Source organism: Steroidobacter sp. (assembly GCF_036402275.1).
Taxonomy (GTDB): Bacteria; Pseudomonadota; Gammaproteobacteria; order Steroidobacterales; family Steroidobacteraceae; genus Steroidobacter.
The window spans coordinates 88,686-112,870 of the sequence record NZ_DASWTF010000009.1; the positions used below are offsets into that span (position 1 = coordinate 88,686).

Genomic DNA, 24,185 nt, shown 5'->3' on the forward strand with positions numbered 1-24,185 from the left:
TCAGGGAATCTCTGGTTAATTGTCAACACTCAGCGTCGAGTGCTTCGATCGGCGAAGCATTTCAACCAGTAGTAAATTTGCCAGCTCAGGGGAGTCGCTTAATCCGAGCTTCCCTAGGTCGTGGCAGTCACAGTAAGGCCATGAAATCCAGATATTCCGCCCTCTCGATCCTGCTGCTCAGCAGCCTGTCGCTAGGCATGTCCACGGGCCTGGCCGACAAGCGGGACAAGAAGAACGAGCACAACGTGGTGCGCGAAGCCCTACAGCGCGGCGAAGTGCTGCCGCTGGTGAAAATCCTCGAAATCGCCAACCAGCAGGTGCAAGGCGACGTGATCGAAGTCGAGCTCGAGGACGAAAAAAAGGCGCTGGTCTACGAAATAAAAATACTCACTGGCACCGGCCGCGTGCGCGAAGTGAAAATAGACGCGCGCACCGGCAAGGTGCTGAACATCGAGGACGATTGATTGCGTGCGCTGGTGATCGAGGATGAAGCGGCGGTGGCTCAGGACGTGGCGCAAGCCTTGTCCAGCGCCGGCTTCGTCGTCGACATTTCCACCGAGGGCGAGGACGCCTGGTACAAGGGCAGCGTCGAAGATTACGACGTCGCCGTGCTCGATCTCGGCCTGCCGCGCATCGACGGCTTGTCGGTGCTGAAACGCTGGCGCGGCGCTCAGCGCACGTTCCCCGTGTTGATCCTGTCGGCCCGCAACGATTGGACGGAGAAAGTTGCGGGCATCGAAGCCGGCGCGGACGATTATCTCGGCAAGCCCTTCGAAATGGGCGAGCTGATCGCTCGTATTCGCGGCCTCGTCCGGCGCGCCGCGGGCCGCGCGTCGTCGACCATCGAAGTGGGCCGGCTGGTGCTCGATACCCATCGCATGTCCGCGACGTACGCGGGCCGGCCGATTCGTTTGTCACAATTGGAATTTCGTTTCCTCGACTATCTCGCTCACCAATCCGGCCGCGCCGTCTCGGCCGGCGAGCTCGCCGAGCATTTGTATGGGGCAGACGAGCCCGGCGACTCCAACGCCATCGAAGCGCTGGTGGTCCGTCTGCGTCGCAAGATCGGCCCGCAGGTGATCGAGACCCGGCGCGGCTTCGGCTATTTGCTCGCAGGTGACGGTGGGTGATGCCACGATCCCTGCGCGTTCGGCTGTTGCTGGGCGCCGCAATCGCGATCTTCCTCGCTCTCGCCGCCGCTTGGGTGGCGATGACGCTGCTGTTCGAGCGGCACGTGGAACGGCGTATCGAAGCCGACCTGATTCGTGAAGGCCTGCAGCTCGCCGCCGCACTGTCGATAGCGCCGGACGGTTCACCGGCGCTGGAGCACGAACCGGGCGACGCACGTTTCTTCGAACCCGCCAGCGGTCTGTACTGGCAAGTGTCGACCGACCGGGGCGCATCGAGCTCGCGCTCGCTGTGGGATCAGCACCTGCCGGCGCCGGTCGACGCCAACTCGCTGGAATGGAAAAACCGGATCGTCGACGGGCCTTTCAACCAGCAGATCCTGCTGGTCGAACGCATCATCCGGCCCGAGCGCAGCGGCGCCGATGTATTGATCCAGCTCGCGCACGAACAAAAGTCACTGCATGAAGCGCGCGAAGAGTTCGGTCACGAGCTCGCGATGTTCCTAGCCATCCTGTGGCTCATCTTGTCCGCCGCCGCGTGGGTGCAGGTCGAACTGGGCTTGCGCCCACTGCGTCACGTGCGCAACGAAGTCGAAACCTTGAAGCGCAATCCTCGCGAACGAATGGCGGCAGCTCACGTCGCAGAGATCGAGCCGCTGACGCTTGCAATCAACGAGCTGGCAGACGCTCGCGAAAAAGATCTGAGTCGCGCGCGTCGACGCGCCGCCGATCTCGCTCATGGTCTCAAAACACCGCTAGCGGCGCTGTCGGCGCAGAGCCGGCGCGCACGAGAAGCAGGCGCGACCGAAGCGGCCGATGGCCTCGATCAAGCCATCGCCGCGGCCACTTCGGCGATCGAAGGCGAGCTGGCCCGCAGCCGCGCGGCGGCCATTCGTGCAGCGCCGAGCGGCGATGTCACGGTCGCATTGCCCGTGATCGAATCGCTGGTCGGCGTGGTGGAAAAAACCGAGTTCGGCGCGAGACTTGTGTTCGAAGTCAACATTCCGGAAGAGCTGCGCCTGCCCGTCGCCAGCGAAGATCTGCTGGAGATTGCCGGTGCCTTGATCGAAAACGCGGCTCGTTACGCGCGCCGACGAGTGCGCGTCACAGGCGAGGCCAGCGAAGGCGGCGTATTGCTGGTGGAAGACGATGGCCCGGGCATCGGACCGGAGAAAGTTGCCGAGGCATTGATGCGAGGCGGACGACTCGACGAAGCCGGCTCGGGTCACGGCCTCGGGCTGGCCATTGCCAACGACCTCGTCGACGCCACGCGCGGCGCCATCACACTCACGCGCTCCGACTTGGGTGGATTGAAAGTAACGGTCGCCTGGCGCGCGTCCGCCGTCAGCGCTTCTCGCTAAGAAAGTTACGAATCCAGCCCGCCACGCGCCGCGCGTCGTTCGGCTTTTGCAACGAAGCCGCGGCGGCATCGGCGAAATCCTGCTGATAACGCGTGCCTCGACGCAGATCGATCAGCGCGGTCGCATACTCCGGCGAGAACTCCGGATGGCCCTGAAACGAAATCGCGCGCCGCTGCGGATATTCCAGCACCGCGTAAGGCGTGAAATCGCTGGCCGCCAGCACGGTCGCGTCCTGCGGCAGATCGACGATCTGATCCTGGTGCGATACCGGAATACTCAGGCTGGGCTCGCGATCCGAATTCATCCACGAGGCGTGACGTTTAATGTTGTAACTGTGCAGGCCCGCGCCCCACCCTTTCGGGGACTTGGTCACTCGACCGCCGTAGGCCTCCGCCATGATCTGGTGGCCGAAACAAATGCCGACCAGCGGCGCCTGCCCCGACAATTGCCGGATGAAGCCTTTGAGCGGCTCGATCCACGGATCGCCGTCGTACACGCCCGAGGCGGAGCCGGTGATGAGCCAGGCCTCGTGCCGCCCGATCTCGGGTAGCCGGCCGGCTCGAACGTCGTAGTACGAATAACCGTAGTCCGGTCCCAACATGAGCCGGAACATGTCCCCATACGAGCCAAAACGATCTTTCAGATCGGCCGGCGGTGCGCCGGTTTCCAGAATGCCAAGATCCATCGTGATCCCAGGTGCGAGCAACGCCGGCAAGCATACCAACGACCACGGCTTAAATTGGCCTGACCACTTGTCAACTCAGGCATGACCAATGTCCTGACACATGTCCTCCGAGCAACCTTTGCGCCCAGCCATGAGGCCGTTTTTCCCGAAGCCTCGGCTTGTGGCAATTGGTCAAGCCAGCAATAATCGGGCCTCTCCAATCCTCAGGTCCGCCACGACGCCAATGCCCGCAGATTCACAGCGACTGTACGAGCGCATCGCGCAGAAGCTGGCGAGCGACATCGCGCGCGGTCAATACAAGGTCGGACAACGATTGCCCTCGGAGCGCGAGCTGGCGCAGACCTTTTCGGTCTCCCGCCCCACCATTCGCGAAGCAATCATCGCCCTGGAGCTCGACCGGCTGGTGGAAGTGCGCGTGGGCTCCGGGGTTTATGTCACCAACACCGAGCCGCCGGGCGGCAAGGCCGGCGCCACCGACATCGGTCCCTTTGAATTGCTCGAAGCGCGGCGCTCGATCGAAGGCGAGGTATGCGCACTCGCCGCTGCTCGCATCGATGACGCGCAGCTCGCAGAATTGAGCTCGCTTCTCGACGAAATGCGCACGGAAAACGAGCACGACGTGGTGCTCAGCGAAGACGCCGACCGGCGCTTTCACGAGGTGATCGCGGCGGCCACTCAGAACAGCGGCATGATCGCGGCCGTGAAAATGCTCTGGGAGGCGCGCACCCGCTCGCCGCAAAGTCGTTCCCTCAGCACCAAGGTGCGCGCCAGCGGCGTCAAGCCCCGGATCGACGAGCACACCGCCATCCTGAAGGCGCTTCGCCAACGCGATGCGGAGGGAGCTCGGGCCGCCATGCGAGAGCACCTGACGCGCGTGATCGACGCGCTGCTCAAGGCCACCGAAGTTCAGGAGCTCGAGCGGGCCCGTCAGCAGATTGCCGAACAGCGCAAGCGCTACGCGGCCAGCAAATAAACGGACTGGTCCGCGGCAGGCCGCGTGAGACAATCGCGGTTTGGCGAACGCCGCCGTTGACATCCTGGACTGGTCAAGCCAAAGTGGCATGACCAATGTTCTGATGCCTTACCCTGGACCCTCCCTGGACCATGCATACCATCGTCGACGCCCGCGTCATCATCACCTGCCCGGGCCGCAATTTCGTCACGCTGAAAATCACCACCAAGAGCGGTGTTTACGGCCTGGGTGACGCCACCCTCAACGGCCGCGAGCTGGCGGTCGCAAGCTACCTGAACGATCACATCCTGCCGTGCCTGATCGGGCGCGATGCGCGACAGATCGAGGATATCTGGCAGTTCTTCTATCGCGGCGCGTACTGGCGCACCGGCCCGGTCACGATGACCGCGATCGCCGCGGTCGACGTCGCGCTGTGGGACATCAAGGCCAAGAACGCCAACATGCCGCTCTACGAACTGCTCGGCGGTGCGAGCCGCACCGGCGTGATGGTGTACGGCCACGCGAATGGCAACACCATCGACGAGACCATCGCCCAGGCCAAGAAGTACAAGGAAGAAGGCTATAAGGCGATTCGCCTGCAGAGCGGTGTACCGGGGCTGGCGTCGACGTATGGCGTCTCCAAGGACAAGATGTTTTACGAACCTGCCGACGCGGCCCGACCGACCGAGAATGTCTGGTCGACGATCAAGTACATGCCGACGGTGCCGAAGTTGTTTGCTGCCGCTCGCGACGCGCTGGGTTGGGACGTGCACCTGCTGCACGACGTGCATCACCGCCTCACGCCGCTCGAGGCCGGTCGCCTCGGCAAGGATCTCGAAGAATTCCGTCCCTTCTGGCTGGAAGACTGCACGCCCGCGGAAAACCAGGCCGGCTTCCGGACGATTCGTCAGCACACCACGACCCCGCTCGCGGTCGGCGAAGTGTTCAACTCGGTGTGGGATGCGAAGCAGCTCATCGATGAGCAGTTGATCGACTACATCCGCACGACCATCGTGCACGCGGGCGGCATCAGCCACGTGCGCCGTATTGCTCATCTCGCCGAGTTGAACAACGTGCGCACCGGCTTCCACGGCGCGACCGATCTGTCGCCGGTGTGCATGGGCGCGGCTCTGCACTTCGATCTGTGGGTGCCGAACTTCGGCATTCAGGAGTACATGCGTCACACCGCCGAAACCGACGCAGTGTTCCCGCACGCGTACACGTTCTCGAAAGGCGAGCTGCATCCGGGCACGGCGCCCGGCCACGGCGTGGACATCGACGAAACGTTGGCCGCGAAGTATCCCTATCGGCCGGCCAGCCTGCCCGTCAACCGGCTCGAAGACGGCACGCTGTTCAACTGGTAGTTTCGGTCGACGGCGAGAGCGGGAGGGTAAAGTGCACGGCCGTGCCTTTGCCCGGCTCGCTCTCGATCCAGATGCGCCCGTCGTGCGCCTCGACGATGCGCTTGGTGATATACAAACCGAGGCCCGTGCCGTTGCGGCGATTCTTGGCGCCCGAAAAATAAGCATCGAACACCAGCGGCAGATCGCTGCTGGCAATACCCGGCCCGGTATCGATCACCGACGCCTGAATGCCATCCTCGCTTCGGCGCAGACAAACCTTGATCCGATCGCCGTGACGGCAGAATTTGATGGCGTTGCCCAGCAGATTCGCGAACACTTGCAGAATGCGCTCGCGGTCGCACACCACCACCGCGGTGGGCATCTCACATTCGCTCAGCAGCGTGATGCCCTTCTGAACCGCCAGCGGCTCATGCACCGCCACCGCCTCGTTGATCAGCTGCAAAGCGATCTCGGGCTCCGGCTTCACCTCGATACGACCGGAGCGAATGCTCGCCATGTCCAGCAGGTCGGCGATGACGCGGCTCATCAGATCCACCGTGCTGGACAACCGGCCGTGAATCGCGGCCCTGGCGTCGGGCCCCAATTTCTCCGGCGGTTTGTTCAGCATCTGCACGCCGCTCTTGATGGCTTGCAGGAAGTTACGAATGTCGTGCGACACCACCGCCAGCACGTCCTCGCGAGCCTGCACGGCCTCGCGCAATAACGCTTCGCTCTCCTGCAACTGCTCGTATTGCCGGGCCAGCTTCTTGCGCTGCTGGTCCAGGCCGATGAAGGTGTCGGACTTGTGGCGCAGGACGGTGGGATCCACCGGCTTGAACAGGAAGTCCACCGCGCCCGACTCATAGCCGCGGAACACGCGGTTCGCGTCGCCCGTGCCCGCGGTCAAAAAGATGATCGGAATATATTTGGAACGTTCGGCGCCGCGCATGTATTCGGCCAGCTCGAAGCCGTTCATCTCCGGCATTTGCACGTCGATGAAGGCCAGCGCGAACTCATGCTGCAGCACCAGCTCCAGCGCTTCGGTGCCGGAGCGCGCGGTGACGATGTCCGCATCGTCCCGACGCAGCAGCGCTTCGAGCGCGACCAGATTCTCCTCGATGTCATCGACCAGCAGAATGCGCGAGCGCTCGGTCATGCTGACCTCCCGCTCAACAACTGGCTCAATCCTGAAGCTAACTCGTTCGGCGACCATAGATACGTAGGCTGAAACAACGCCAAAGCCGCCGCCGGCATGATGGCGACCTCGGCTGAAAGCGGGGATTGCACAATGGTCGTGCCACCCGCCGCGTGGATCTCTTGTAAACCGGCGGCACCATCCTCGCTTGCGCCGCTCAGCAGCACACCGATGAGGTTCGGGCCATAAACATCGCACGCGCTTTCGAACAATACATCGATCGCTGGCCGCGAGTAGTGCACCGGCGGATCGACCGAGAGCGCGAACGTAGCGCCCGACTCGATCAACAAGTGATAGCTCGGCGGCGCGATGTAGATGACGCCGGCGCTGAGCGGCTCCTTGTCTTCCGCCTGTTTGACAGTGAGTGGAGTATCCGCGCCCAGCAACTCCGCCAGCCCGCTGGAATGCGACGGCAAGTGAATGACCACGACGACAGGACAATCGATCACCGGTGGCAGTGCGCGCACGACCGGGCGGAGCACCTCGAGCGATCCCGCCGAGCCGCCGATCACGACAGCGAGCGGCGCGGCCATCAGTCGACCCTCCGATAGATCTTCTGTTCGGGACTCAGCTCCTGGAATCGGTGTCCGTAGGCCGAGAAACGCACTGACTCCTTGGTGCCGAGACACAAAAAGCCGCGACGGCACAGCGCGTCGTTGAACAGGCCGAGCGCGCGGTCCTGCAGAGTGCGATCGAAGTAGATCAGCACGTTACGACACGACACCAGCTGCACCTCGGAAAAAATGCTATCGGTCGCCAGGCTGTGGTCGGCGAAGGTGATGTGCTGTTTCAACCCCGGCGACATCACGGCGCTGTCATGAGCCGCGTGGTAGTAGTCGGACAACGACCCATGCCCGCCGGCCGCACGATGGTTCATCGTGAACTGTCTCATCCGGTCGAGCGGATAGACACCCTTCTGCGCCTTGCGCAGGCTGCCGTCGTTGATGTCGGTGGCGTAGATCCTGGTACGGTCGAGCAAACCCTCCTCCGCCAGCAGGATCGCGAACGAATACGCCTCCTCGCCCGTGCTGCAGCCGGCGATCCAGATCTTCAGCGACGGATACGTGGCGAGCAACGGAGTCACCTGTCGTCTCAGCGCCAGGAAGAATTCCGGGTCGCGAAACAAATCGCTGACCTGCACCGTGAGATATTCGAGCAGCTGCGGGAACGCACTCTGATCGTCGCTCAACCGCTCCTGCAGCTCGGCGAGGCTGGCGCAATGGAAGTGCGTCAGCGCCTGTTGCAGCCGCCGCTTCAGCGAGGCGCCGGCATATTGGCGAAAGTCATAGTGATAGCGCTGGTAGACGATCTCCAGCAGCTGGCGAATCTCGGGCTCTGAGATTTCCAGCCTCAACGCGGCGCTCCTCGCCGCGCCGGCATCCAGATGCGCAGCAGCGACAGCAGTTTTTCAATGTCGATGGGCTTGGTGATGTAGTCGTTGGCGCCAGCCTGCAGACATTTTTTCCGGTCGTCGGGCATGGCCTTGGCGGTGAGCGCGATGATGGGCAGATTCGCCCAGCGCCGGTCGGCGCGAATCGCCCGCGTCGCCTCGAAGCCGTCCATCTCGGGCATCATGATGTCCATCAGCACCAGATCGACGTCTGGATTGCGCTCCAGCGCATCCAATGCTTCACGGCCGTTGCGTGCGATGTCCAGGATCGCGCCGTGCGGTTCGAGCACCCGCGTAATCGCAAACACGTTACGCACGTCGTCTTCCACCAGCAGGATGCGACGCTTCTCGAACACTGCCTCACGGCTGCGCGCGACTCGCAACATGCGCTGTTGCTCCGCCGGCAGCGACGATTCCACCCGGTGCAGGAACAGCGTCACTTCATCCAGCAGGCGTTCCGGGGAGCGCGTGCCCTTGATGATGATGGACTTGGAATAACGCAGCAGTTGCTGCTCTTCATTCGCCGACAACGTGCGCCCGGTGTACACGATCACCGGCGGGAACGAATACGACTCGTTGGTCGCCATCCGTTCCAGCAGCTCGAAGCCCGAAGCGTCGGGCAGCGCCAGGTCGAGCACCATGCAATCGAAAGTCGAGGCGCGAAGTTTTTCCAGCGCGTCCCTGGCGGAGGCGACCGCGACCGTCTCGACCTGCTCGGATTGCAACAAGCGCTCGATGCTGTCGCGTTGCATGGCGTTGTCTTCGACGATCAGCACCGCGCGAGTGGCGTCGTGTGCTTTGTGAGCCAGGCTGGCGAGAGCGTCGAGCAGCTGTTCCCGCTCCACCGGCTTTCTCATGACATTGGCCGCGCCCATTTCCAATGCCACATGCGTGTAATCGTCGCCGGAGATGACCTGCACTGGGATGTGTCGCGTCGCCGGGTCGTGCTTGAGGCGATCGAGCACGGTGAGACCGGTGTGATCCGGCAAACGGATGTCGAGCACGATGGCGGTCGGGCGATGTTTCAACGCCAGCTCGATACCTTCGTCCGCGGTGTGCGCGATCATGCATTCGAAATTCAACCCCGCCGCGAGCGTCGCAATGGTCTGCGAGAAGGACGGATCATCTTCCACGATCAGCAGCAAGCGGGAATTGTTAGCTCGTGCCGGTGGGGGTTGAGTCACTGGTTCCGCTCGCCGACTGCGAACGGATGCGCTGATCGGCGCAGGCGCGACGACGCGCTCGGGCTTTTCCGGCTGCTCCGGCATGGCCCGCGGCAAAATCAGTGTGAACGTGCTGCCGACGCCGGGCTCGCTGTGGAGTTCGATGCGTCCGCCCAGCATCGCCGCAAGCTCTCGCGAGATAGATAAGCCCAAGCCCGTTCCGCCGAAGCGGCGGTTGGTGGTGCCGTCGGCCTGACGGAAGGGCTCGAAAATGATTTGCTGCTTGTCGGGCGAGATCCCGATGCCTGTGTCCTCGACCGCGAACGCAATGTCACCGGTGCCCGCTCTGGTGAAAATCTTCAGAACGACCCGGCCCTGCATGGTGAACTTGAGCGCATTCGACAGCAGGTTGCGCAGGATTTGCCGGAGTCGTTGCGAGTCCGTCTCCAACTCCGCGGGAGTGTCTGGCGCCAGCGTGAGCTGCAACTCGACGCGCTTCTGGCTTGCGATGGGCCGGAACATCTGGGCCATGTTGTCGAGCAAGGACTGCAGCCCGACGGTTTCGCGCTTCAGATCGATCTGCCGCGCCTCGATCTTGGACAGATCGAGGATGTCGTTGATGAGCTCCAGCAGATCGTTGCCCGCCGAATATATGTTACGGGCAAACTTCACCTGTTCCTCGGTGAGGTTGCCCTGCGCGTTGTCGGCAAGCAGCTTGGCGAGAATCAACGAGCTGTTGAGCGGAGTGCGCAGCTCATGCGACATGTTCGCGAGGAACTCGGATTTGAACTGGTTCGAGCGCTCCAGCTCCGACGCCTTGCCGATGAGCTCGCGACGCGCGGCGTCCAGATCGTCGTTCTGATGCGCGAGCATTTGCATGTGCTCTTCCAGTTGCACATTGCTCTGCTCCAGCTCTGCTTGTTGCGCCTCCAGGCGAGCCTGACTGTCGCGGAGCATGTTGCTATGTTGCTCCAGCTCTTCATTGGTGACGCGGAGCTCTTCTTGTTGGGTCTGCAGCTCTTCGGCTTGCTGCTGAGTGGCGCGCAGCAGTTCTTCTCGCTCGCTGCGCAGGCGCGCTGTACGAATCGCGACGCCCATGGATTCGCTCAGCAGTTCCAATAATTCCACGTCGGCGCGGCCGATGGTTTCGACGAAGCCCAACTCCAGCGCGCCCACCGATTCGCCATCGGCAATCACGGGACTGACGATGAGCGACTTGGGCCGTATCGTGCCGAGCGCACCGGTGATTTCCAGCTCGCCGGCCGGAATGGAGCGCAGGTGGATGGGTTTGCGATCTTTCATCACCTGGCCCACCAACCCTTCATTGGTTGCGATGCTGGCGCGCGCCGGATGGTCTGCCGGCAATGCGTAACCGCCGATGCGAACCGCGACAGTCGCGTCTTGACGCGCATACAGTGCGCCGATGCTGGCGCCGAGATATTCACTCACGAACGTAGCGATACGATCGCCAACGTCGGTCAGTGTGAGCTCACCGAGCACGCGCTGTGACAGCGTGGACTGCGCGAGGCGCATCCAGTCCTGTTTGCGCAAAGATTGGCGAGTGGTGATGGCAAAACGCGTCTGAAGAGCGAAAGCCCAGATCACGACGGTTACGAACGTGCGATTCAGCATCGCAATCTGCGGCGACTCGCCCGCCGCGGAGAAAAAGAAATCGACGACGATCAGCAGCGTCGAGAGCCCCGCCACCAGCAGCGGCGCGCCAGGCCGGGTCAGGAAGATGCAGGCGCCGAGCGGGATGAGATAGAACAGCCAGGTGGCCACGCCGACTCGCGTCTGCAAGTCGACCACGAAGATGGCGAGCATGCTCGCCGCAATGAACACATACCAACCGTCGTGCGTCTCTTTCTCGAAACGTTTGCGCATGTCGCTGCTGGATTCCGCTGGGCCGTTGCCACGGCGTCAGGCGAGCCCCGGCCGCAGCTTAATAATTGGCATGACGGCGAGAACGGTCGGGAACCTTCAAAGGTTCCCGGTACACGATATTTGTGTATGACAGGCTGCGGCAGGTTCGATCGGAACGCCGCGAGACGCTCAACTGGGCCGAGGTGCGAGCATCTTGAAGAAGATGTGAGTCGCGCAGAACGCGCCATCGGGCATGAGCGCGTAGTCCGGAATCCGACCGCAGTACTGCCAGCCTTGACGCCGATAGAGCCGCTCGGCGTCGTCGCTCGCCGTGTCGAGCACCAGCACTGTCTTGCCAGCGTTCAACGCGGCCTCCTCGGCCGCCGTCAATAACGCAGCACCAAGACCGAGCCGACGCGCGCGCCGATGCACCAGCATTTTCGCGATGTCAGCTCGGTGCGGTTGGTTCTCCGGCTGGTCCGTGATCAATTGCACCGTGCCGAGAATGACGCCCGAATTGTCCTCCGCCGCCAAGACCATGCGCTCGCCGCGCGCGACACTTTCTGCCGCTTTCGACCAGAAAGCTCGCGCCTTCTCCCGAGTCATGGGCAGCATGAAACTCACCGACGCGCCGCCCTCGACGCAGTCGATCAGTACTTCGCTCAAGCCTTGAATTTCCCTGTCGCCTATGACTTGCAGGCGACGAATCTGAATGCCGTTGGGCACGTGGTTTTCCTTTGCAGGCGCTCGGCCTGTCAGCAGTCAAGATAAACGGGGACTGCTGACTGTCAAATGACAGTGCTACCGCTCGGCGAGGATGATACTGTATATAACCACAGACATTCCGTATCCCCCATGTCGACCGGGAAATCCCCGACACCGGCGCCCGCGCCGGCCTCCTGCAGCACCGCGCCCGCCAGTGTGTCGGTGGCCGTGCGAGTATTGTGCCAGTTCACCGCGAAGCGCGGCGATCTCGACTTGCGCTTCACGCCCGCTCCCAGCGCTCGCGAAGGCATCGCTGGACACAGCATCGTGGCGGCCCGTCGCGGACGCGAGTACGAAGTCGAAAAGGCCCTTGAAGGCGTTCACGATGGCTTGCACGTGAGGGGGCGCGCTGACGGTTATGACAACCAGCAACGGCGGCTGGACGAATGCAAGACCTATCGCGGCGTGCTCGCCCGCATGCCGGACAATCATCGTGCCCTGCATTGGGCGCAGGCGAAGATGTATGGCGCAATGCTGTGTCGTGAACAGCAGTTGCCCGAGCTCCGCGTGGCGCTGGTGTACTTCGATGTGGACAGCGAAGAGGAAACGGTGCTGGCGCAGGATTTCCGCGCCGAGACTCTGCAAGCATTTTTCGAAGAACACTGTTCGCAGTATGCAGTCTGGGCCCGCTCGGAGCTGGCGCATCGGCAGGCACGCGACCAGGCGCTGCAAGCGCTGAGTTTTCCGTTCGATTTTTATCCGGCGCAACGTCAGCTGGCGGAAAGCGTGTATCGAGCGGCCGTGCTGGGTGAGCACCTGCTGGCGCAAGCTCCGACGGGCGTCGGCAAAACCATGGGCACGCTCTTCCCCATGCTCAAAGCCATGGGAGCGCAGAAGATCGATCGCATTTTCTATCTCACGGCCAAGACCACGGGCCGGCAGCTCGCGCTGGATGCGTTACGCGCACTGGCTCCGCCCGACATCAAATTGCGAGTGCTGGAAATCACCGCGCGCGAGAAGGTCTGCAAACATCGTGACGCCGCGTGCCATGGCGAGTCGTGTCCGCTCGCTAAAAGATTCTACGACCGGCTCCCTGCCGCGCGCGCCGCCGCACTCGAACGCGGCACGATGACTCGTTCTGTGATCGACAGTGTCGCGGCCGAACACAGCGTGTGCCCGTATTTCCTGTCACAGGAGCTGGCGCGCTGGAGCGACGTGATCATCGGCGACTACAACTATTACTTCGATCAAAGCGCCTTTCTTTACGGCCTCGCCCAGGAGCAAGGCTGGCGCGTCGGCGTACTGGTGGACGAAGCGCACAACTTGATCGAGCGCGCGCGACGCATGTACTCGGCCTCGATCGATGCTGAAGGTCTGCGGCGCGCCCGAAAGAAAGCGCCGCCCATGCTCCGAGGCGTCATCGAGCGGCTGAGCAAAGAATTTCAGCGCATCGCGGACGCCCAGGAAGAGGCGTATCAGGTCTATGACAGTGTGCCGAAGACTCTGTTGAAGGCGCTGGATACTTATATAACGCATCAGAGCGAGCTCGCCGACCAGGCGGTGCCGGCGCCCGAGCCCGTGCAGCAGCTGTTTTTCGACGCGCTGGCGTTCAATAGTCTGATGGCGGAGTTGTCCGACCATTCGTTATTCGAAATCGCGAACCCGGAGCATGCGACCTTTTCCATCAGGAACGTGGTGCCCGCTCCATTCCTGAAACTGCGCTTCGACAACACGCGTAGTGTCGTGCTGTTTTCAGCCACGCTGACGCCGCGGGACTTTTATCTAGATTTACTGGGCCTGCCGGAGACTACTCGCTGGCTGGACGTCGAATCCCCGTTCTCGCCGGATCAGCTCGAAGTGCGCGTCGCAAGGCATATTTCCACGCGCTATCGGCACCGGGACGATTCCATTACTCCGATGGTCGAAGTCATCGTGCGACAGTTCGAGCGCACGCCGGGCAACTACTTCGTGTTCGCGAGCAGCTTCGATTACCTGGCGCGCATCGCCGAGGAGCTGGACCGCGTGGCTCCGCACATTCCCAACCGGCTGCAACATCGGAATATGTCCGAGAGCGAGCGCAAACAATTTCTCGACGACTTCGAGCCGGACGGACGCTGTATCGCGCTGGCCGTGCTGGGCGGCGCGTTCGGTGAAGGCATCGATCTGCCGGGGGAACGCATGATCGGTGCATTCATCGCCACGCTGGGGCTACCGCAACTCAACGATGTGAGCGAGCAGATGCGCTTGCGGATGGACCAGCTGTTCGAGGCCGGCTACGCGTACACGTACCTTTATCCAGGTCTGCAAAAGGTGATTCAGGCCGCAGGACGCGTCATTCGGACCCGCAACGATCGAGGCGTCGTGTATCTGATCGACGATCGCTTCGCGCGCCGCGAAGTGCGCGAACTGCTACCCAAGTGGTGGCGGTTGCAGATGATGCCGGTTTAGAGTGGCGGCATGACGACTCCGCCCAGCAGCTTCTGTGTTCGACGCCCCGCCGTCGGCCTGGCGCGCTTCGTCAGTCAGTACTGGCTCAGCTTGAATAACGCCGCGTCGGTGTACACCGCGTTGCCGGATGGTTGCATCGATCTCGTGATCGAGGTCACCGCGAGAGAGTACAAATCGTGGGTCTACGGCACCACGACCGCGCCGACGAATATTCCCTGCTCTCCCGGCAGGCATTACCTGGGCATTCGGTTTCAACCGGGGCAGAGCCGCCACTTCATTCGCGCCGCCGCCGATGAGATCACCGATGCTCGCGAGGACTTGCGCACGCTGATGGAATTTCCATCGGACCGCATCGCTACGCGCATCGCCACCGATGCGCTGTTCGATGAGCTCGATGTAATTCTGAGTGTGCTGTTATGTCATGCGCCGCCAGTCACGAGCTACGTCGATCGCGTGATCGAGCATGTCTCGGCTCGACATGGACTGGTGCGGATCGATGATGTCGCCTCGCGTTTCGGCAAGAGCCGCCGGCAGATGGAACGCACGTTCCTGCAGACCGTGGGCATGCCGCTGAAACTCTTTTGCATGATTGCGCGACTGAGACATGCGGCTGACCTCATCGTTCACTCGGCCGAGCGCTCGTTGACCGCCGTCGCGCACGACGCGGGTTTCTCCGATCAAGCGCACATGACCCGCGACTTCACCCGCCTCGCCGGCGTCTCTCCTGGCCAACTCCGTCCCGACGACGCATTTTTTCAATACCACTCGCCGCGCTGAGCGCATGCTGGCGTTTTCACTGTCGAGGAACGCGCCATGCAACTGGAGTCCGCCTACCCGGTGATCGTCACCGACGCCATCGCCGACTGCCGCGACTTCTATGTGCGGCATTTCGGTTTCGAAGTGGTGTTCGAATCGTCCTGGTTCATCTACCTGGCGTCCCGGGCCAATCCGGTGCTGGCCATTGCATTCATGTCGCCCGACCATCCGTCCAGCCCGCCCGGACCCGAAAAGTTCAACGGTCAAGGCATGTTCTTCACCTTGCAGGTCAGCGACGCGGCGACGGAGTTTGAAAAGGTGCGGCAGGCGGGTGCACGCATCGCTTATGAATTGCGCGACGAGCCGTGGGGACAGCGTCGTTTCGGCATGGTGGATCCGTCCGGCACGTGGGTGGACGTGGTTCAGCAGATCGAGCCGGCGTCGGGCTTTTGGGATCCTTACATGAAGTGAGCTAACGGCAGACTCGATACGGCCCGCGGTCGAAGTGAAAGTGGTCGCGGTGCGCGGCGTTGTAGTCTGGGCTCAGCACGCCGTCGAAGAATCGGCACGCGCCGGTTCGGACGTCTCGTAGAAACGCGGCATGCGCGCCGCCCGCGCTCCAGTCTTTCAACACGCGTATTCGTTCCCCGTCTTCCAGCACGAAGCCGGCGACATCCAACGCCTCCGCAGTTGCATGCTGACTTCGCGTCGCGTTCGCGCGGCCATAGACGTTGCGACAGGAATAGCTGCCGAAGTGTTCCAACGTGGCGACCTTCTGTCCGAAATGCTTTTCCGCCGCCGGCGTCAACACGTGTCGCTCCCACAGCGCCAGCGAGACAGCGGCTCTACAGCTCAGAGAAAACGGCTTATTCACACCGCTCGATGTTTTCTGTATGCGCACGGCGTTGAAGAAACCGCACGCCGGCCCGGTCATGCGATTGTCCACTCGTTCGTACTCGATGTTCGTTGTCGCCAGCACCTGCTGACACAGCTCGGAGCTTTTCGACAACCGCCCGAGCTTGTAACGCGTCAAGAAGTTCGGCTCAGCATTCACGTCCAGCGTCGCCCACGGATTCCAATCCGGAGGTACATCGATGGCGCCACTGCGAACACCGTAGATCGCACCGCCGATCATGAGCACGAGCAGTAGCAGGACTATCAGCAGCCGCATGGCCTACTTGCGATCCCGCACTCGAGCGGCCCTCAGCATCAAATAGTTCTTTTCGGGAATGCTGCTGGTCTTGGCCGCCGCGGCTTGATATAGCTTGACGGCCGCGTCGCGATCGCCTGCGCGCTCGAGCAAGTGGGCGCGAACTGCATCGAGGCGATGATTGTCGCGCAGCCGTTCGTCCTGCTCCAACGGAGCGAGCAGCTCCAATCCTTTCGCCGGCCCATGCACCATCGCCGCGGCGATCGCATGATTCATCGCCACCATCGGGTTATCGGACATTTGGAGCAACACGCCATACAACGCGAGGATCTGCGGCCAGTCCGTGTCTTCCAGGCGAGGCGCTTCATCGTGTAACGCCGCGATAGCCGCCTGCAGCTGATATTCGCCCACTGAACCACGCGCGAAGGCCGCGCTCACCAACGCAGTACCTTCAGCAATCACGGACCGATCCCATAAGCTGCGATCCTGCTCATCGAGCGGAATCAACTCTCCATTCGGTCCGCTACGGGCTGCGCGACGTGCATCGGTGAGGAGCATCAGGGCGAGTAGCCCGAGCACCTCGGCGTTATCGGGCAGCAACTTGTGTAGCAGCCTAGTGAGCCGGATCGCCTCACTCGACAAGTCCGTGCGTTGCAAGTCCGCGCCCGAGCTGCTCGTGTAACCTTCGTTGAAAATCAAATACAACACATGCAGCACCGAGTCGAGCCTCGCACCCCGCTCGGAAGCTTCGGGCATCTCGAACGGCGCACCCGAGGTCTTCACGCTCTGCTTGGCGCGACTGATCCGCTGCGCCATGGTCGCCTCGGGCACGAGAAACGCCTTGGCGATTTCGCCGGTGGTGAGTCCACCCACCGCTCGCAACGTCAAAGCAATCGCGGAAGGCGGCGACAACGACGGATGACAGCACATGAACAACAGCACCAGCGTGTCGTCCGGGTCGATCTCCGGCTCGCTGTACATCGTCGGCGCGACCGCTAATGGCGCATCTTCCATTGCCACCGCCTCGCGATTGCGACGCGAGATCTCGCTGCGAACATGATCCGTCATGCGACGAAGCGCGACCTGCAACAACCAACCCCGAGGATTGTTTGGCACGCCTTCGCTGGGCCACTGAGTCGCCGCTGCAATCAGCGCCTCCTGCACGGCATCTTCGCCGGCGCTGAGATTGCGATACCGGCGCATCACGGCGCCGAGCACCTGTGGCGCCAATTCGCGCAACAAGTGCTCGGTGCTTCGATCGAGTGAGTGGATCACTAGTCTTTCGGCGCGACGCCGACCTGACGCACCTCGACGGACATGTACAACGGCTCGCCCCCGATGCCCGGCGCCAGCGAAATCTGAGCCGCGAGCTCATAGGCACGCGCCGCGCTGGGAACATCGACGATCCAATAACCCGCCAGGAATTCCTTGGACTCGGCGAACACACCGTCGGTGACCGGCTTGCGATCCTTGCCCGCGCGCACCAGCTTGGCCTGCGACGGCGCCGAAAGACCCTGGCAATCCACCAGTTCGCCGCTGGCCGAGAGCTGCTTGTTGAAGTCCATCATGAACGCGATGTGCGCCTCGATGTCCTGCTTCGGCCAGCTCATGATCTGGTACTCGCCGCCGGCCGGGGTGTTCATCATCAGCATGAATTTCATACGCTTGACTCCTGTGTTGGGTGATTCTAGCGCCCCACGCGGGGTGCTTTCAGGAGCAAGTCGGAGCCGGGTCGGCTGTTTCGACACGGCCGGCAAAAAATTTTTCAGGCCAGCGTCCGGATGATCCGCCCCAACTCGGCGACGGCGTCCTCGACCTGAGCGGTCCAGGGGTGGCCGTAGTTCAACCGCACGCAGTGGCGGAACTGCCGACGAGCCGAGAACATCGGCCCCGGAGCGATGCTGATGTGAGCCTCGATGGCGCGCCGATGCACTTCGAGCGCATCGATCTGCTGGGGCAACTCGATCCACAGAAAGTAGCCGCCCTCCGGCGTGGCAACTCGAAAGCCGGGCGGGAAATGCTTTTTGATGGAAGCCAGCGCCGCGCCCTGTTGCGACTGGAGCGCCTGGCGCAGTTTGTCCAGATGGCGATCGTAGCCTTCGTTACGCAACATCTGCGCGATGCCGTTCTGAATGGGCACGCTGGTGGCGAGCGAGGTCGTGACTTTACGGCGTTGAACCGCTGAAGCGAATTTGCCCGCGGCCGTCCAGCCCAATCGATAGCCGGGCGCGAGACTCTTGGAAAATGAGCCGCAGTTCAGCACCAGCCCCTTGCGATCGAACGCTTTGGCCGGCTTCGGCCGCTGCTTGCCGAAGTGCAGTTCGGCGTAGACATCATCCTCGATCAACGGGATCTCGCGTTCGGCCAGCAACTCCACCAAGTCGCGTTTCTTCTCTTCCGGCAGCGACGCGCCGAGCGGATTCTGGAACGTGGTCATGAACCAGCAGGCGCGCACGTTGTGCTTGGTAATGGCCTGATCGAGCGCACCGAGATCGATGCCTTCGCGCGGGTGAGTGGGAATCTCCACCGCGCGCAAGCCCCACATTTCGATGGCTTGGAGACACGCGTAAAACGCGGGCGCCTCGATCGCGATGGTGTCACCCGGTCGTGTGACGGTTTGCAGGCAAAGATTCAGCGCTTCCAGCGCACCAGAGGTGATGACGATTTCGTCGGCGGGAACGCGCGAGCCGAATTGCAAATAGCGTCGGGCGATCTGCCGACGTAACTCGGGACTGCCCGGCGGCAGACTCTCCACCGTGCTCCAGGGATCCACGTTACGTGCGCTGCTGCCAAGGTGTCTCGCCAGCTTGGCCCAGGGGAACAGCGTCGGGCTCGGGAACGCCGACCCCAACGGTACGACATCGCGATCACGCGAGGCTTCGAGAATATCGAACACGAGATCGCTCACATCCACCTGCGTGGAGCGCGACGAGGGCCGCGACGCCCGCGGCTCGTTTGGAGCCTGCTGCCAGCGATTGCTGACGAAATATCCGGAACGCTGCCGGCTCTCGACCAGGCCATTCGCTTCCAGCACATCGTAAGCGCGCATCGCCGTCGCGGGGCTGACGCCCCGCTCGCGACACAACTCGCGCACCGATGGAATCCGCTCGCCCGCCTGGAGCGTGCCCTGGCGGATCAGCGATGTGAGATCGGCGGCCAGCTCCTGGTACAGCTTCATGCGCCCGCTATCAATGAGGTTCGACCAGACCTAAGTACCAGCCGATCATCAGGAAGGCAAACAACGCCACAGACAGACCGACGCGAATGCTCAACGCGCGCACCATGCTCTTGGAATCGGTGGGCCCGCCGGTCATGGAGAACAGGGCGTGGCCCAGGCTGATGACGATGGCGACCAGGGTAAGAATGATGAGTGCTTTCATGATTGCTCCGATGTAATCGCAGTTGCCTTGGCCCGCTCGGCTGCGGCCTCGCGACGGATGGTCATCACCAGCGTGCCGACCGCGACCGCGATCAGAGACATGAGCGCCACCATCAGCAGCACCAGCCCACCCGCCAGCCTATACGCCTCGTAAATCGCGCCCACCACGCCCAGAGGCGTCGTCACCAGCAGCAGAGGTTTGGCAATCCGCATCGCATTTCTCCTCGTTACGGGAGGCATGGTAGGGGCGGACTGTGCTGCATAACAGATGCAGATCGGGGTAAAAAAAGTGGCACAGACGGGAGCCTCGGCAGCGGGTTTTTCCTGTCAGCGCAGCCCGCCGGAACCGGCCTCGATGCGATCCGTTACCCATGCATCGATGCAGGGAGGACGAGTGATGCGCAGCTCTGTTCATGTGCTTGTGGCCCTGGCCGCTGCAGGGATTACGACAACGTCTGCCCAGAACACGGCCAACCCGCCGCGACCAGCTCAGCAAACCACGCAGCCAGCTCAGCAAACCGTGCGGCCGGCACAGGAAACCGTGCGGCCGCCGGATTCGGCACGGACCGACAATGCGAATACAAGGACGAACGTCGCGCAGAAAAAACAGGTTCAGCAGGATCGTGTGCCGCCGGCCATGCGCGGCGTCGGCACGACCGGCAGCCGGCCGGATTGTTCCAAGCTCCGTGGTATCGAGAAAGCGGAGTGCGAACGTCGCGACACTTCGCGAGACGACTTGCCGGCTGGCAAGACAACGACGCAGCCGAAGAAACCGCCCGAGTGATCAAGGCGTCTTCGTTGAAATGATTCCGAGGCGGTACGCCGCACTCACCGCCTCTGCGCGTGTCGAAACGTCCAACTTGCTGAAGATCGCCGCGAGGTGGTGATCGACGGTGCGTGAGGATCGGTGCAGACGCTGACCGATTTCTTTGTTGCGCAAGCCTTGCGAGAGCAGGCCGAGGACTTCCACTTCCTTGGTGGTCAGCCCGGCCAGATTATTTTGCGTGCTATCACGCGGTCCTCGCTGCAAGCCTCGCACGCCAGCGGAGCGCAGCTTGAAACGCAGGCGTTCGATCATGGGTCGCGCACCGAACGTTTCGAACACGCCGAGTGCTTCGCGCTGCGCCGATTCATCCCCTTCCATCATGGCGCGCGCCGCCTCGAAGGGACATTTCAACTCGCGCCAGGTAGCCGCAGCCTCCTGCCAGCGGCCGGAAATTTCCATCGCGAACGGCTGATTCGCGCAAAACTCCGGCATGCCTCCAGGCAGTGACCCGTCGCCTTGCCAGCACCAGAACAACAACTCCGACGCGAACCAACGATGTCGTTTGCGAAGCGCGAGCTCGAGACCGGCGGACGCCTCGCTTGCCGCCTCCGCGGCCCGACCCTCCAACCACGCAGCCTCCGCGCGGGCCGCTTGCATGAGTGCAACTCGCTGCAACGTACCGGTGTTGCCAGCCAACTCCTGCGCCTCGTGTAACGCTTCCCACACTGCGGAATCGCCACGACGCGCTCGCACGCGACCCAGCGCGATCAGCGCAGTGATGCGTGCAATCACTGGCGACCTCCGGTCGGCAAGCACCACATGCGCTGCTCCGGACGCTTCCGTCCAACGGCCTCGATACATCCACACCAGCGCCTGCCACGACAATTGATACAGCCGCGAAAAATCGATGTCGCGTTCGTTACAGAACTCGATGCCCCGGCGCAGATAATTGTCGGCGAGGTCGAAGCGATAAACTTCGCCGCACGCCGATCCCAGATTCACATAGGCATTGGCGATCCACGAGTCGGAGCGCATCTCCTCCGCGAGCGCACGGCTACGCTCCAATTGTTCGCAACCTTGTTCGACACGCCCTGCCAAGATCAGCGACGATCCAATGGTATTGAGGCAATGAACGATGGACTCCCGATCGCCGAGGCGTTCAGCCACCGCCTTGGCGCGCTCACCTTCCTGTATGGCCTGCTCCACGTCCCGATCGAGCATTCGCAAGTGAGCCGCCCAGCGCCTGACGGCGACAGAAGCGCCGTTCGCATCGCTTTCGACTAGCGCCACAGCTTCACGCAGGGTCGCCTCGCCTTCGGCGTTCTTTCCCGAGACCACCAGCGCATGCGCCAGCCTGGCCAGTGAAATCGCTTGTCTGTTTCGATCGCCCAGGTCATGCCACAGCTTCACCGCGCTCCGTCGCGCTTCGATGGCGTCGTTGACCATCGCCGCGAGCTGACACTCCGACGCATAGTCGTCGAGCAGCATCGCGCGCAAAGCCTGCGATGCTGTGGCGAAACGCAGCGCTCGAGCAAACTGCTGAGCAGCTTGTCGATGTGCACCCTTCGCTGCCGCTTCACGAGCCGCCGCGGGCGCGAGCTTCAGCACAGCGTCATCCAACGCAGCCCCTTCGGCATGATGCGCAAGCCGCGCGAGATCCGAAGCTGGCCCCGAACGGGATTGCAGCGCCTCCAACACCATGCGATGCAGACTCATCGCCTGCGTCGGCGTCATAGCATCGAGCACCGCCTCGCGAGCCAGTTCGTGACGAAACGTGAACACGCCGTTTTGCGAACACAACACACCGGTGGCGAGACATTCATCGATCGCGCCACTCTCGGCCGCCGTCAGATCCTGTAACAACCATGGCTCTACGCGAGGACCCGCAACAGCCGCCGCATCGAGCACGGCGCGCGCCGACGGATGCAGGCGAGCTGCGCGCGCAAGAACGGCGTCGCGCACAGTCGCAGGGACGCGAGTGCCGCCAGCCGCGACAACTTCGGTGACAAAAAAAGGATTGCCGCCGGTCCTTTGCTGTAACTCCACCGGATCGATATCGCGAGCGCCGACGAGCTCGCGAATCGCGCTCACCGACAGCGGCGCTGGCGAAAGTCGTTTCGCGCCACTGGTCGCCAGGTCGCCCAGCACCAGCCGCAACGGATGTGAAGGGCCAATCTCGTCACTGCGAAAACTCGCAATCAACAGGGAATGAGTGCGGCCGATGCGCCGGCCCACGTAGCGCACGAAATCGAGCGTCGCCTCGTCCGCCCAATGCAAATCCTCGAGCACGATCAGCGCGGGCGGCCGCACCAGCGCATTCAGAAAACTGCTGAAGATCCGCAAACGCTCGTTGTCTCGAAGCGCGGTCTGCAACTCGCCTTCGATCTGCGCTGCGATGTCGAACAATGGGCCGAGCGGCCGCGGTGCCTGCAACGCGTCGCAGGCGCCCCAGTAAACAGGTTGATGTGCGCGCTGAGAATCGGCGAAGCTTTTCAACAACGAGGTCTTGCCGATGCCGGCCTCGCCTTCCAGAAACAACAAGGCGCCCTGGCCCGCGGCGGCATTGCGCAGCAGCACCTGTAACGAAGTCAGCAGCTCATCCCGCTCCAACAGCTTCATTGCCGGGGCCCGCCGTGCCGACGCCGTCGATCCGTACTCGTCGGGGCATCATAACGCCGCGCGCGATCACGTCATCATGGGGGCTCCACGACGGGGCCACCCAGGCTTCCTGGCAAAGAAACTGAATTCCCGTGAGAACCGTCAGTACAGGAAATAAGGATCGAGCACCCGAACTTCGGTGATTCGATCCACCGGAATGCCGTTGCGGCCCGCCACCGTGCGAATGGCCTCGGGCGAGGGTCCGTCGTAGATGCAGTAGGTTTTTTTGCGATCCGGCGTGACGTAGGAATGTATCCAGGTCACTCCTTCCTGGGCGTTGTTAGAGACGACGTTCGCGGACGCCTTGGCGCCCTCGGCGTTGGCGGGCAAACCCAGTCCTTCGGGAAAGGTGCGTTCGACCATATAGCGTGGCATGGCCATCTCCTCGGTTTGTTCGAAGGATACGCAGCCACGATACAAAGCCGAGCCGCGGGACACTACGGCTGATCTACCTATATTGCCCCTCTCTACTTTGTCGATGTGGGATCAGCCGATTCGCGAGCTCACCAGGAAACGCGCACGGCTTGCGGCGGACTTCTGCCGCAACTCCATGATCTCGCGCTTCTCATTGGCGTCCAGCATTTCTTCGAGCAGGCGATGGAAATGCTCGCGCATGGATTTGCGGGCCGCCTGTGGATCGCGCTTGCGCAGCGCTTCGACGATGCGCGCGTGCTCGGCATGTCGCGACTTGCCGTCGTGCTTGCAAACCGACTCGTGCACCTTGCGGACTTCCGGCAGCTCCAGTCGCAACCGCCACAGCGTCTCGATGACGTGAATGATGGCGCGATTGCCGGACGCCGCCGCGATGGTCATGTGGAATTCGCGATCGGCTTCGGTCGATTTCTCATCGTCACCCGGCCCGTCCTTGGCCATGGCCTGCAACAGGTCGTCGAGCTTCGCCAGCGTCGGCTCGGTGATGATGGAGGCTGCCAACGCCGCAGCCTCGGGCTCGAACAGCGAGCGCGCCTCGGTCAGCTCGAAGGCGCTGACCTCGGGCAATTTCTGACCCTGATTGTTGGCGTCGTCAGCGACATACACCCCGGCGCCGGCGCGGATCTTCACCTTGCCCTGCGCTTGCAGGGCAATCTCCGCCTCCCGGATGGTCACGCGGCTGACTCCGAAACGCTCGCCCAGCTCACGCTCGCCGGGCAGCCGCGAGCCGGGCGGAAACACCCCCTCGCGAATCAGCGCGGTGATCTGGTCGGCGATGTCCTGGAACAGGCGGTGGTCAGCCATGTGGGCCT

At 62.5% G+C, this 24,185-nt stretch carries 24 protein-coding genes; 9 read left to right on the plus strand and 15 right to left on the minus strand.

What is annotated here, in order from left to right; genetic code table 11:
- The first annotated feature begins 140 nt into the window (after positions 1–140).
- Genes VGD45_RS03000 through VGD45_RS03010 form a run of 3 tightly spaced genes read left to right on the plus strand, consistent with a single transcriptional unit; the run spans position 141 to position 2,488 of the window.
- Positions 141–464 (plus strand): PepSY domain-containing protein, encoded by a 324-nt coding sequence (locus VGD45_RS03000; RefSeq protein ID WP_331153785.1) that lies wholly within the window; start codon positions 141–143, stop codon positions 462–464.
- Positions 465–1,130: a response regulator transcription factor gene (locus tag VGD45_RS03005; protein ID WP_331153786.1), complete on the plus strand. Its 666-nt coding sequence runs from the start codon at positions 465–467 to the stop codon at positions 1,128–1,130.
- Complete coding sequence (locus tag VGD45_RS03010) at positions 1,130–2,488, plus strand: sensor histidine kinase (RefSeq protein WP_331153929.1); 1,359 nt, start codon at positions 1,130–1,132, stop codon at positions 2,486–2,488. Before VGD45_RS03005 ends, VGD45_RS03010 begins: the two co-directional genes overlap by 1 nt.
- Here VGD45_RS03010 and VGD45_RS03015 read toward each other — a convergent pair.
- Entirely contained in the window at positions 2,472–3,173 is a 702-nt protein-coding gene (locus VGD45_RS03015; protein WP_331153787.1) for a glutamine amidotransferase-related protein, read from the minus strand. The two genes, VGD45_RS03010 and VGD45_RS03015, sit on opposite strands and share 17 nt — an antisense overlap.
- Positions 3,174–3,396: 223 nt before the next feature.
- On the opposite strand from VGD45_RS03015, the gene VGD45_RS03020 reads away from it, so the two are divergent.
- Both VGD45_RS03020 and manD read left to right on the plus strand, forming a co-directional pair.
- Positions 3,397–4,146 carry a FadR/GntR family transcriptional regulator gene (locus VGD45_RS03020; protein WP_331153788.1) on the plus strand — a complete coding sequence of 250 codons (750 nt, stop codon included), beginning with the start codon at positions 3,397–3,399 and terminating at the stop codon, positions 4,144–4,146.
- Between the two features lie 131 nt (positions 4,147–4,277).
- On the plus strand, positions 4,278–5,489 hold the full coding sequence (manD, locus tag VGD45_RS03025) for a D-mannonate dehydratase ManD (protein ID WP_331153789.1): 1,212 nt from the start codon (positions 4,278–4,280) through the stop codon (positions 5,487–5,489).
- Here the strand turns inward: manD and VGD45_RS03030 are convergent.
- The 5 genes from VGD45_RS03030 to VGD45_RS03050 all read right to left on the minus strand — a co-directional run bounded on the left by VGD45_RS03030 (position 5,479) and on the right by VGD45_RS03050 (position 11,805).
- Positions 5,479–6,624 carry a hybrid sensor histidine kinase/response regulator gene (locus tag VGD45_RS03030; protein ID WP_331153790.1) on the minus strand — a complete coding sequence of 382 codons (1,146 nt, stop codon included), beginning with the start codon at positions 6,622–6,624 and terminating at the stop codon, positions 5,479–5,481. The two genes, manD and VGD45_RS03030, sit on opposite strands and share 11 nt — an antisense overlap.
- Positions 6,621–7,196 carry a chemotaxis protein CheB gene (locus tag VGD45_RS03035; protein ID WP_331153791.1) on the minus strand — a complete coding sequence of 192 codons (576 nt, stop codon included), beginning with the start codon at positions 7,194–7,196 and terminating at the stop codon, positions 6,621–6,623. Before VGD45_RS03035 ends, VGD45_RS03030 begins: the two co-directional genes overlap by 4 nt.
- Positions 7,196–8,017, minus strand: a complete 822-nt coding sequence (locus VGD45_RS03040; protein WP_331153792.1) for a protein-glutamate O-methyltransferase CheR — start codon at positions 8,015–8,017, stop codon at positions 7,196–7,198. Before VGD45_RS03040 ends, VGD45_RS03035 begins: the two co-directional genes overlap by 1 nt.
- Complete coding sequence (locus VGD45_RS03045) at positions 8,014–11,100, minus strand: response regulator (RefSeq protein WP_331153793.1); 3,087 nt, start codon at positions 11,098–11,100, stop codon at positions 8,014–8,016. Before VGD45_RS03045 ends, VGD45_RS03040 begins: the two co-directional genes overlap by 4 nt.
- A 168-nt stretch (positions 11,101–11,268) precedes the next feature.
- The gene (locus VGD45_RS03050) at positions 11,269–11,805 is read right to left on the minus strand and encodes a GNAT family N-acetyltransferase (RefSeq protein WP_331153794.1); all 537 of its coding nucleotides are present in this window, start codon (positions 11,803–11,805) and stop codon (positions 11,269–11,271) included.
- Positions 11,806–11,934: 129 nt separating this feature from the next.
- Here VGD45_RS03050 and VGD45_RS03055 point away from each other — a divergent pair, with 129 nt between their 5' ends.
- From VGD45_RS03055 to VGD45_RS03065, 3 genes are read left to right on the plus strand one after another with little or no spacing between them, the layout of a single operon-like run.
- Positions 11,935–14,232 (plus strand): ATP-dependent DNA helicase, encoded by a 2,298-nt coding sequence (locus VGD45_RS03055; protein WP_331153795.1) that lies wholly within the window; start codon positions 11,935–11,937, stop codon positions 14,230–14,232.
- A gap of 9 nt (positions 14,233–14,241) precedes the next feature.
- Complete coding sequence (locus VGD45_RS03060) at positions 14,242–15,009, plus strand: helix-turn-helix transcriptional regulator (RefSeq protein ID WP_331153796.1); 768 nt, start codon at positions 14,242–14,244, stop codon at positions 15,007–15,009.
- Between the two features lie 36 nt (positions 15,010–15,045).
- On the plus strand, positions 15,046–15,459 hold the full coding sequence (locus VGD45_RS03065; RefSeq protein WP_331153797.1) for a VOC family protein: 414 nt from the start codon (positions 15,046–15,048) through the stop codon (positions 15,457–15,459).
- A 1-nt stretch (position 15,460) separates the two neighbouring features.
- Here the strand turns inward: VGD45_RS03065 and VGD45_RS03070 are convergent, their stop codons facing one another.
- The 6 genes from VGD45_RS03070 to VGD45_RS03095 form a co-directional block, all read right to left on the minus strand.
- Positions 15,461–16,159 (minus strand): extensin family protein, encoded by a 699-nt coding sequence (locus VGD45_RS03070; RefSeq protein WP_331153798.1) that lies wholly within the window; start codon positions 16,157–16,159, stop codon positions 15,461–15,463.
- A gap of 3 nt (positions 16,160–16,162) precedes the next feature.
- Positions 16,163–17,413, minus strand: a complete 1,251-nt coding sequence (locus VGD45_RS03075) for an RNA polymerase sigma factor (protein WP_331153799.1) — start codon at positions 17,411–17,413, stop codon at positions 16,163–16,165.
- Positions 17,413–17,799 carry a YciI family protein gene (locus tag VGD45_RS03080; RefSeq protein WP_331153800.1) on the minus strand — a complete coding sequence of 129 codons (387 nt, stop codon included), beginning with the start codon at positions 17,797–17,799 and terminating at the stop codon, positions 17,413–17,415. Before VGD45_RS03080 ends, VGD45_RS03075 begins: the two co-directional genes overlap by 1 nt.
- Before the next feature lie 104 nt (positions 17,800–17,903).
- Complete coding sequence (locus tag VGD45_RS03085) at positions 17,904–19,316, minus strand: PLP-dependent aminotransferase family protein (RefSeq protein ID WP_331153801.1); 1,413 nt, start codon at positions 19,314–19,316, stop codon at positions 17,904–17,906.
- A gap of 10 nt (positions 19,317–19,326) precedes the next feature.
- Positions 19,327–19,518 (minus strand): twin transmembrane helix small protein, encoded by a 192-nt coding sequence (locus tag VGD45_RS03090; RefSeq protein ID WP_331153802.1) that lies wholly within the window; start codon positions 19,516–19,518, stop codon positions 19,327–19,329.
- Positions 19,515–19,730 carry a hypothetical protein gene (locus VGD45_RS03095; protein WP_331153803.1) on the minus strand — a complete coding sequence of 72 codons (216 nt, stop codon included), beginning with the start codon at positions 19,728–19,730 and terminating at the stop codon, positions 19,515–19,517. Before VGD45_RS03095 ends, VGD45_RS03090 begins: the two co-directional genes overlap by 4 nt.
- Positions 19,731–19,914: 184 nt before the next feature.
- Between VGD45_RS03095 and VGD45_RS03100 the strand changes: the two genes are divergently transcribed.
- Positions 19,915–20,301: a hypothetical protein gene (locus VGD45_RS03100; RefSeq protein ID WP_331153804.1), complete on the plus strand. Its 387-nt coding sequence runs from the start codon at positions 19,915–19,917 to the stop codon at positions 20,299–20,301.
- Here the strand turns inward: VGD45_RS03100 and VGD45_RS03105 are convergent, their stop codons facing one another.
- From VGD45_RS03105 to VGD45_RS03115, 3 genes are all read right to left on the minus strand, one after another.
- Positions 20,302–22,902 carry an ATP-binding protein gene (locus tag VGD45_RS03105; RefSeq protein ID WP_331153805.1) on the minus strand — a complete coding sequence of 867 codons (2,601 nt, stop codon included), beginning with the start codon at positions 22,900–22,902 and terminating at the stop codon, positions 20,302–20,304.
- A gap of 141 nt (positions 22,903–23,043) precedes the next feature.
- Positions 23,044–23,316, minus strand: coding sequence for a DUF4242 domain-containing protein (locus VGD45_RS03110; RefSeq protein WP_331153806.1), 273 nt, complete (start codon positions 23,314–23,316; stop codon positions 23,044–23,046).
- Positions 23,317–23,427: 111 nt separating this feature from the next.
- Positions 23,428–24,177, minus strand: a complete 750-nt coding sequence (locus tag VGD45_RS03115; protein WP_331153807.1) for a FadR/GntR family transcriptional regulator — start codon at positions 24,175–24,177, stop codon at positions 23,428–23,430.
- Positions 24,178–24,185: the final 8 nt, after the last annotated feature.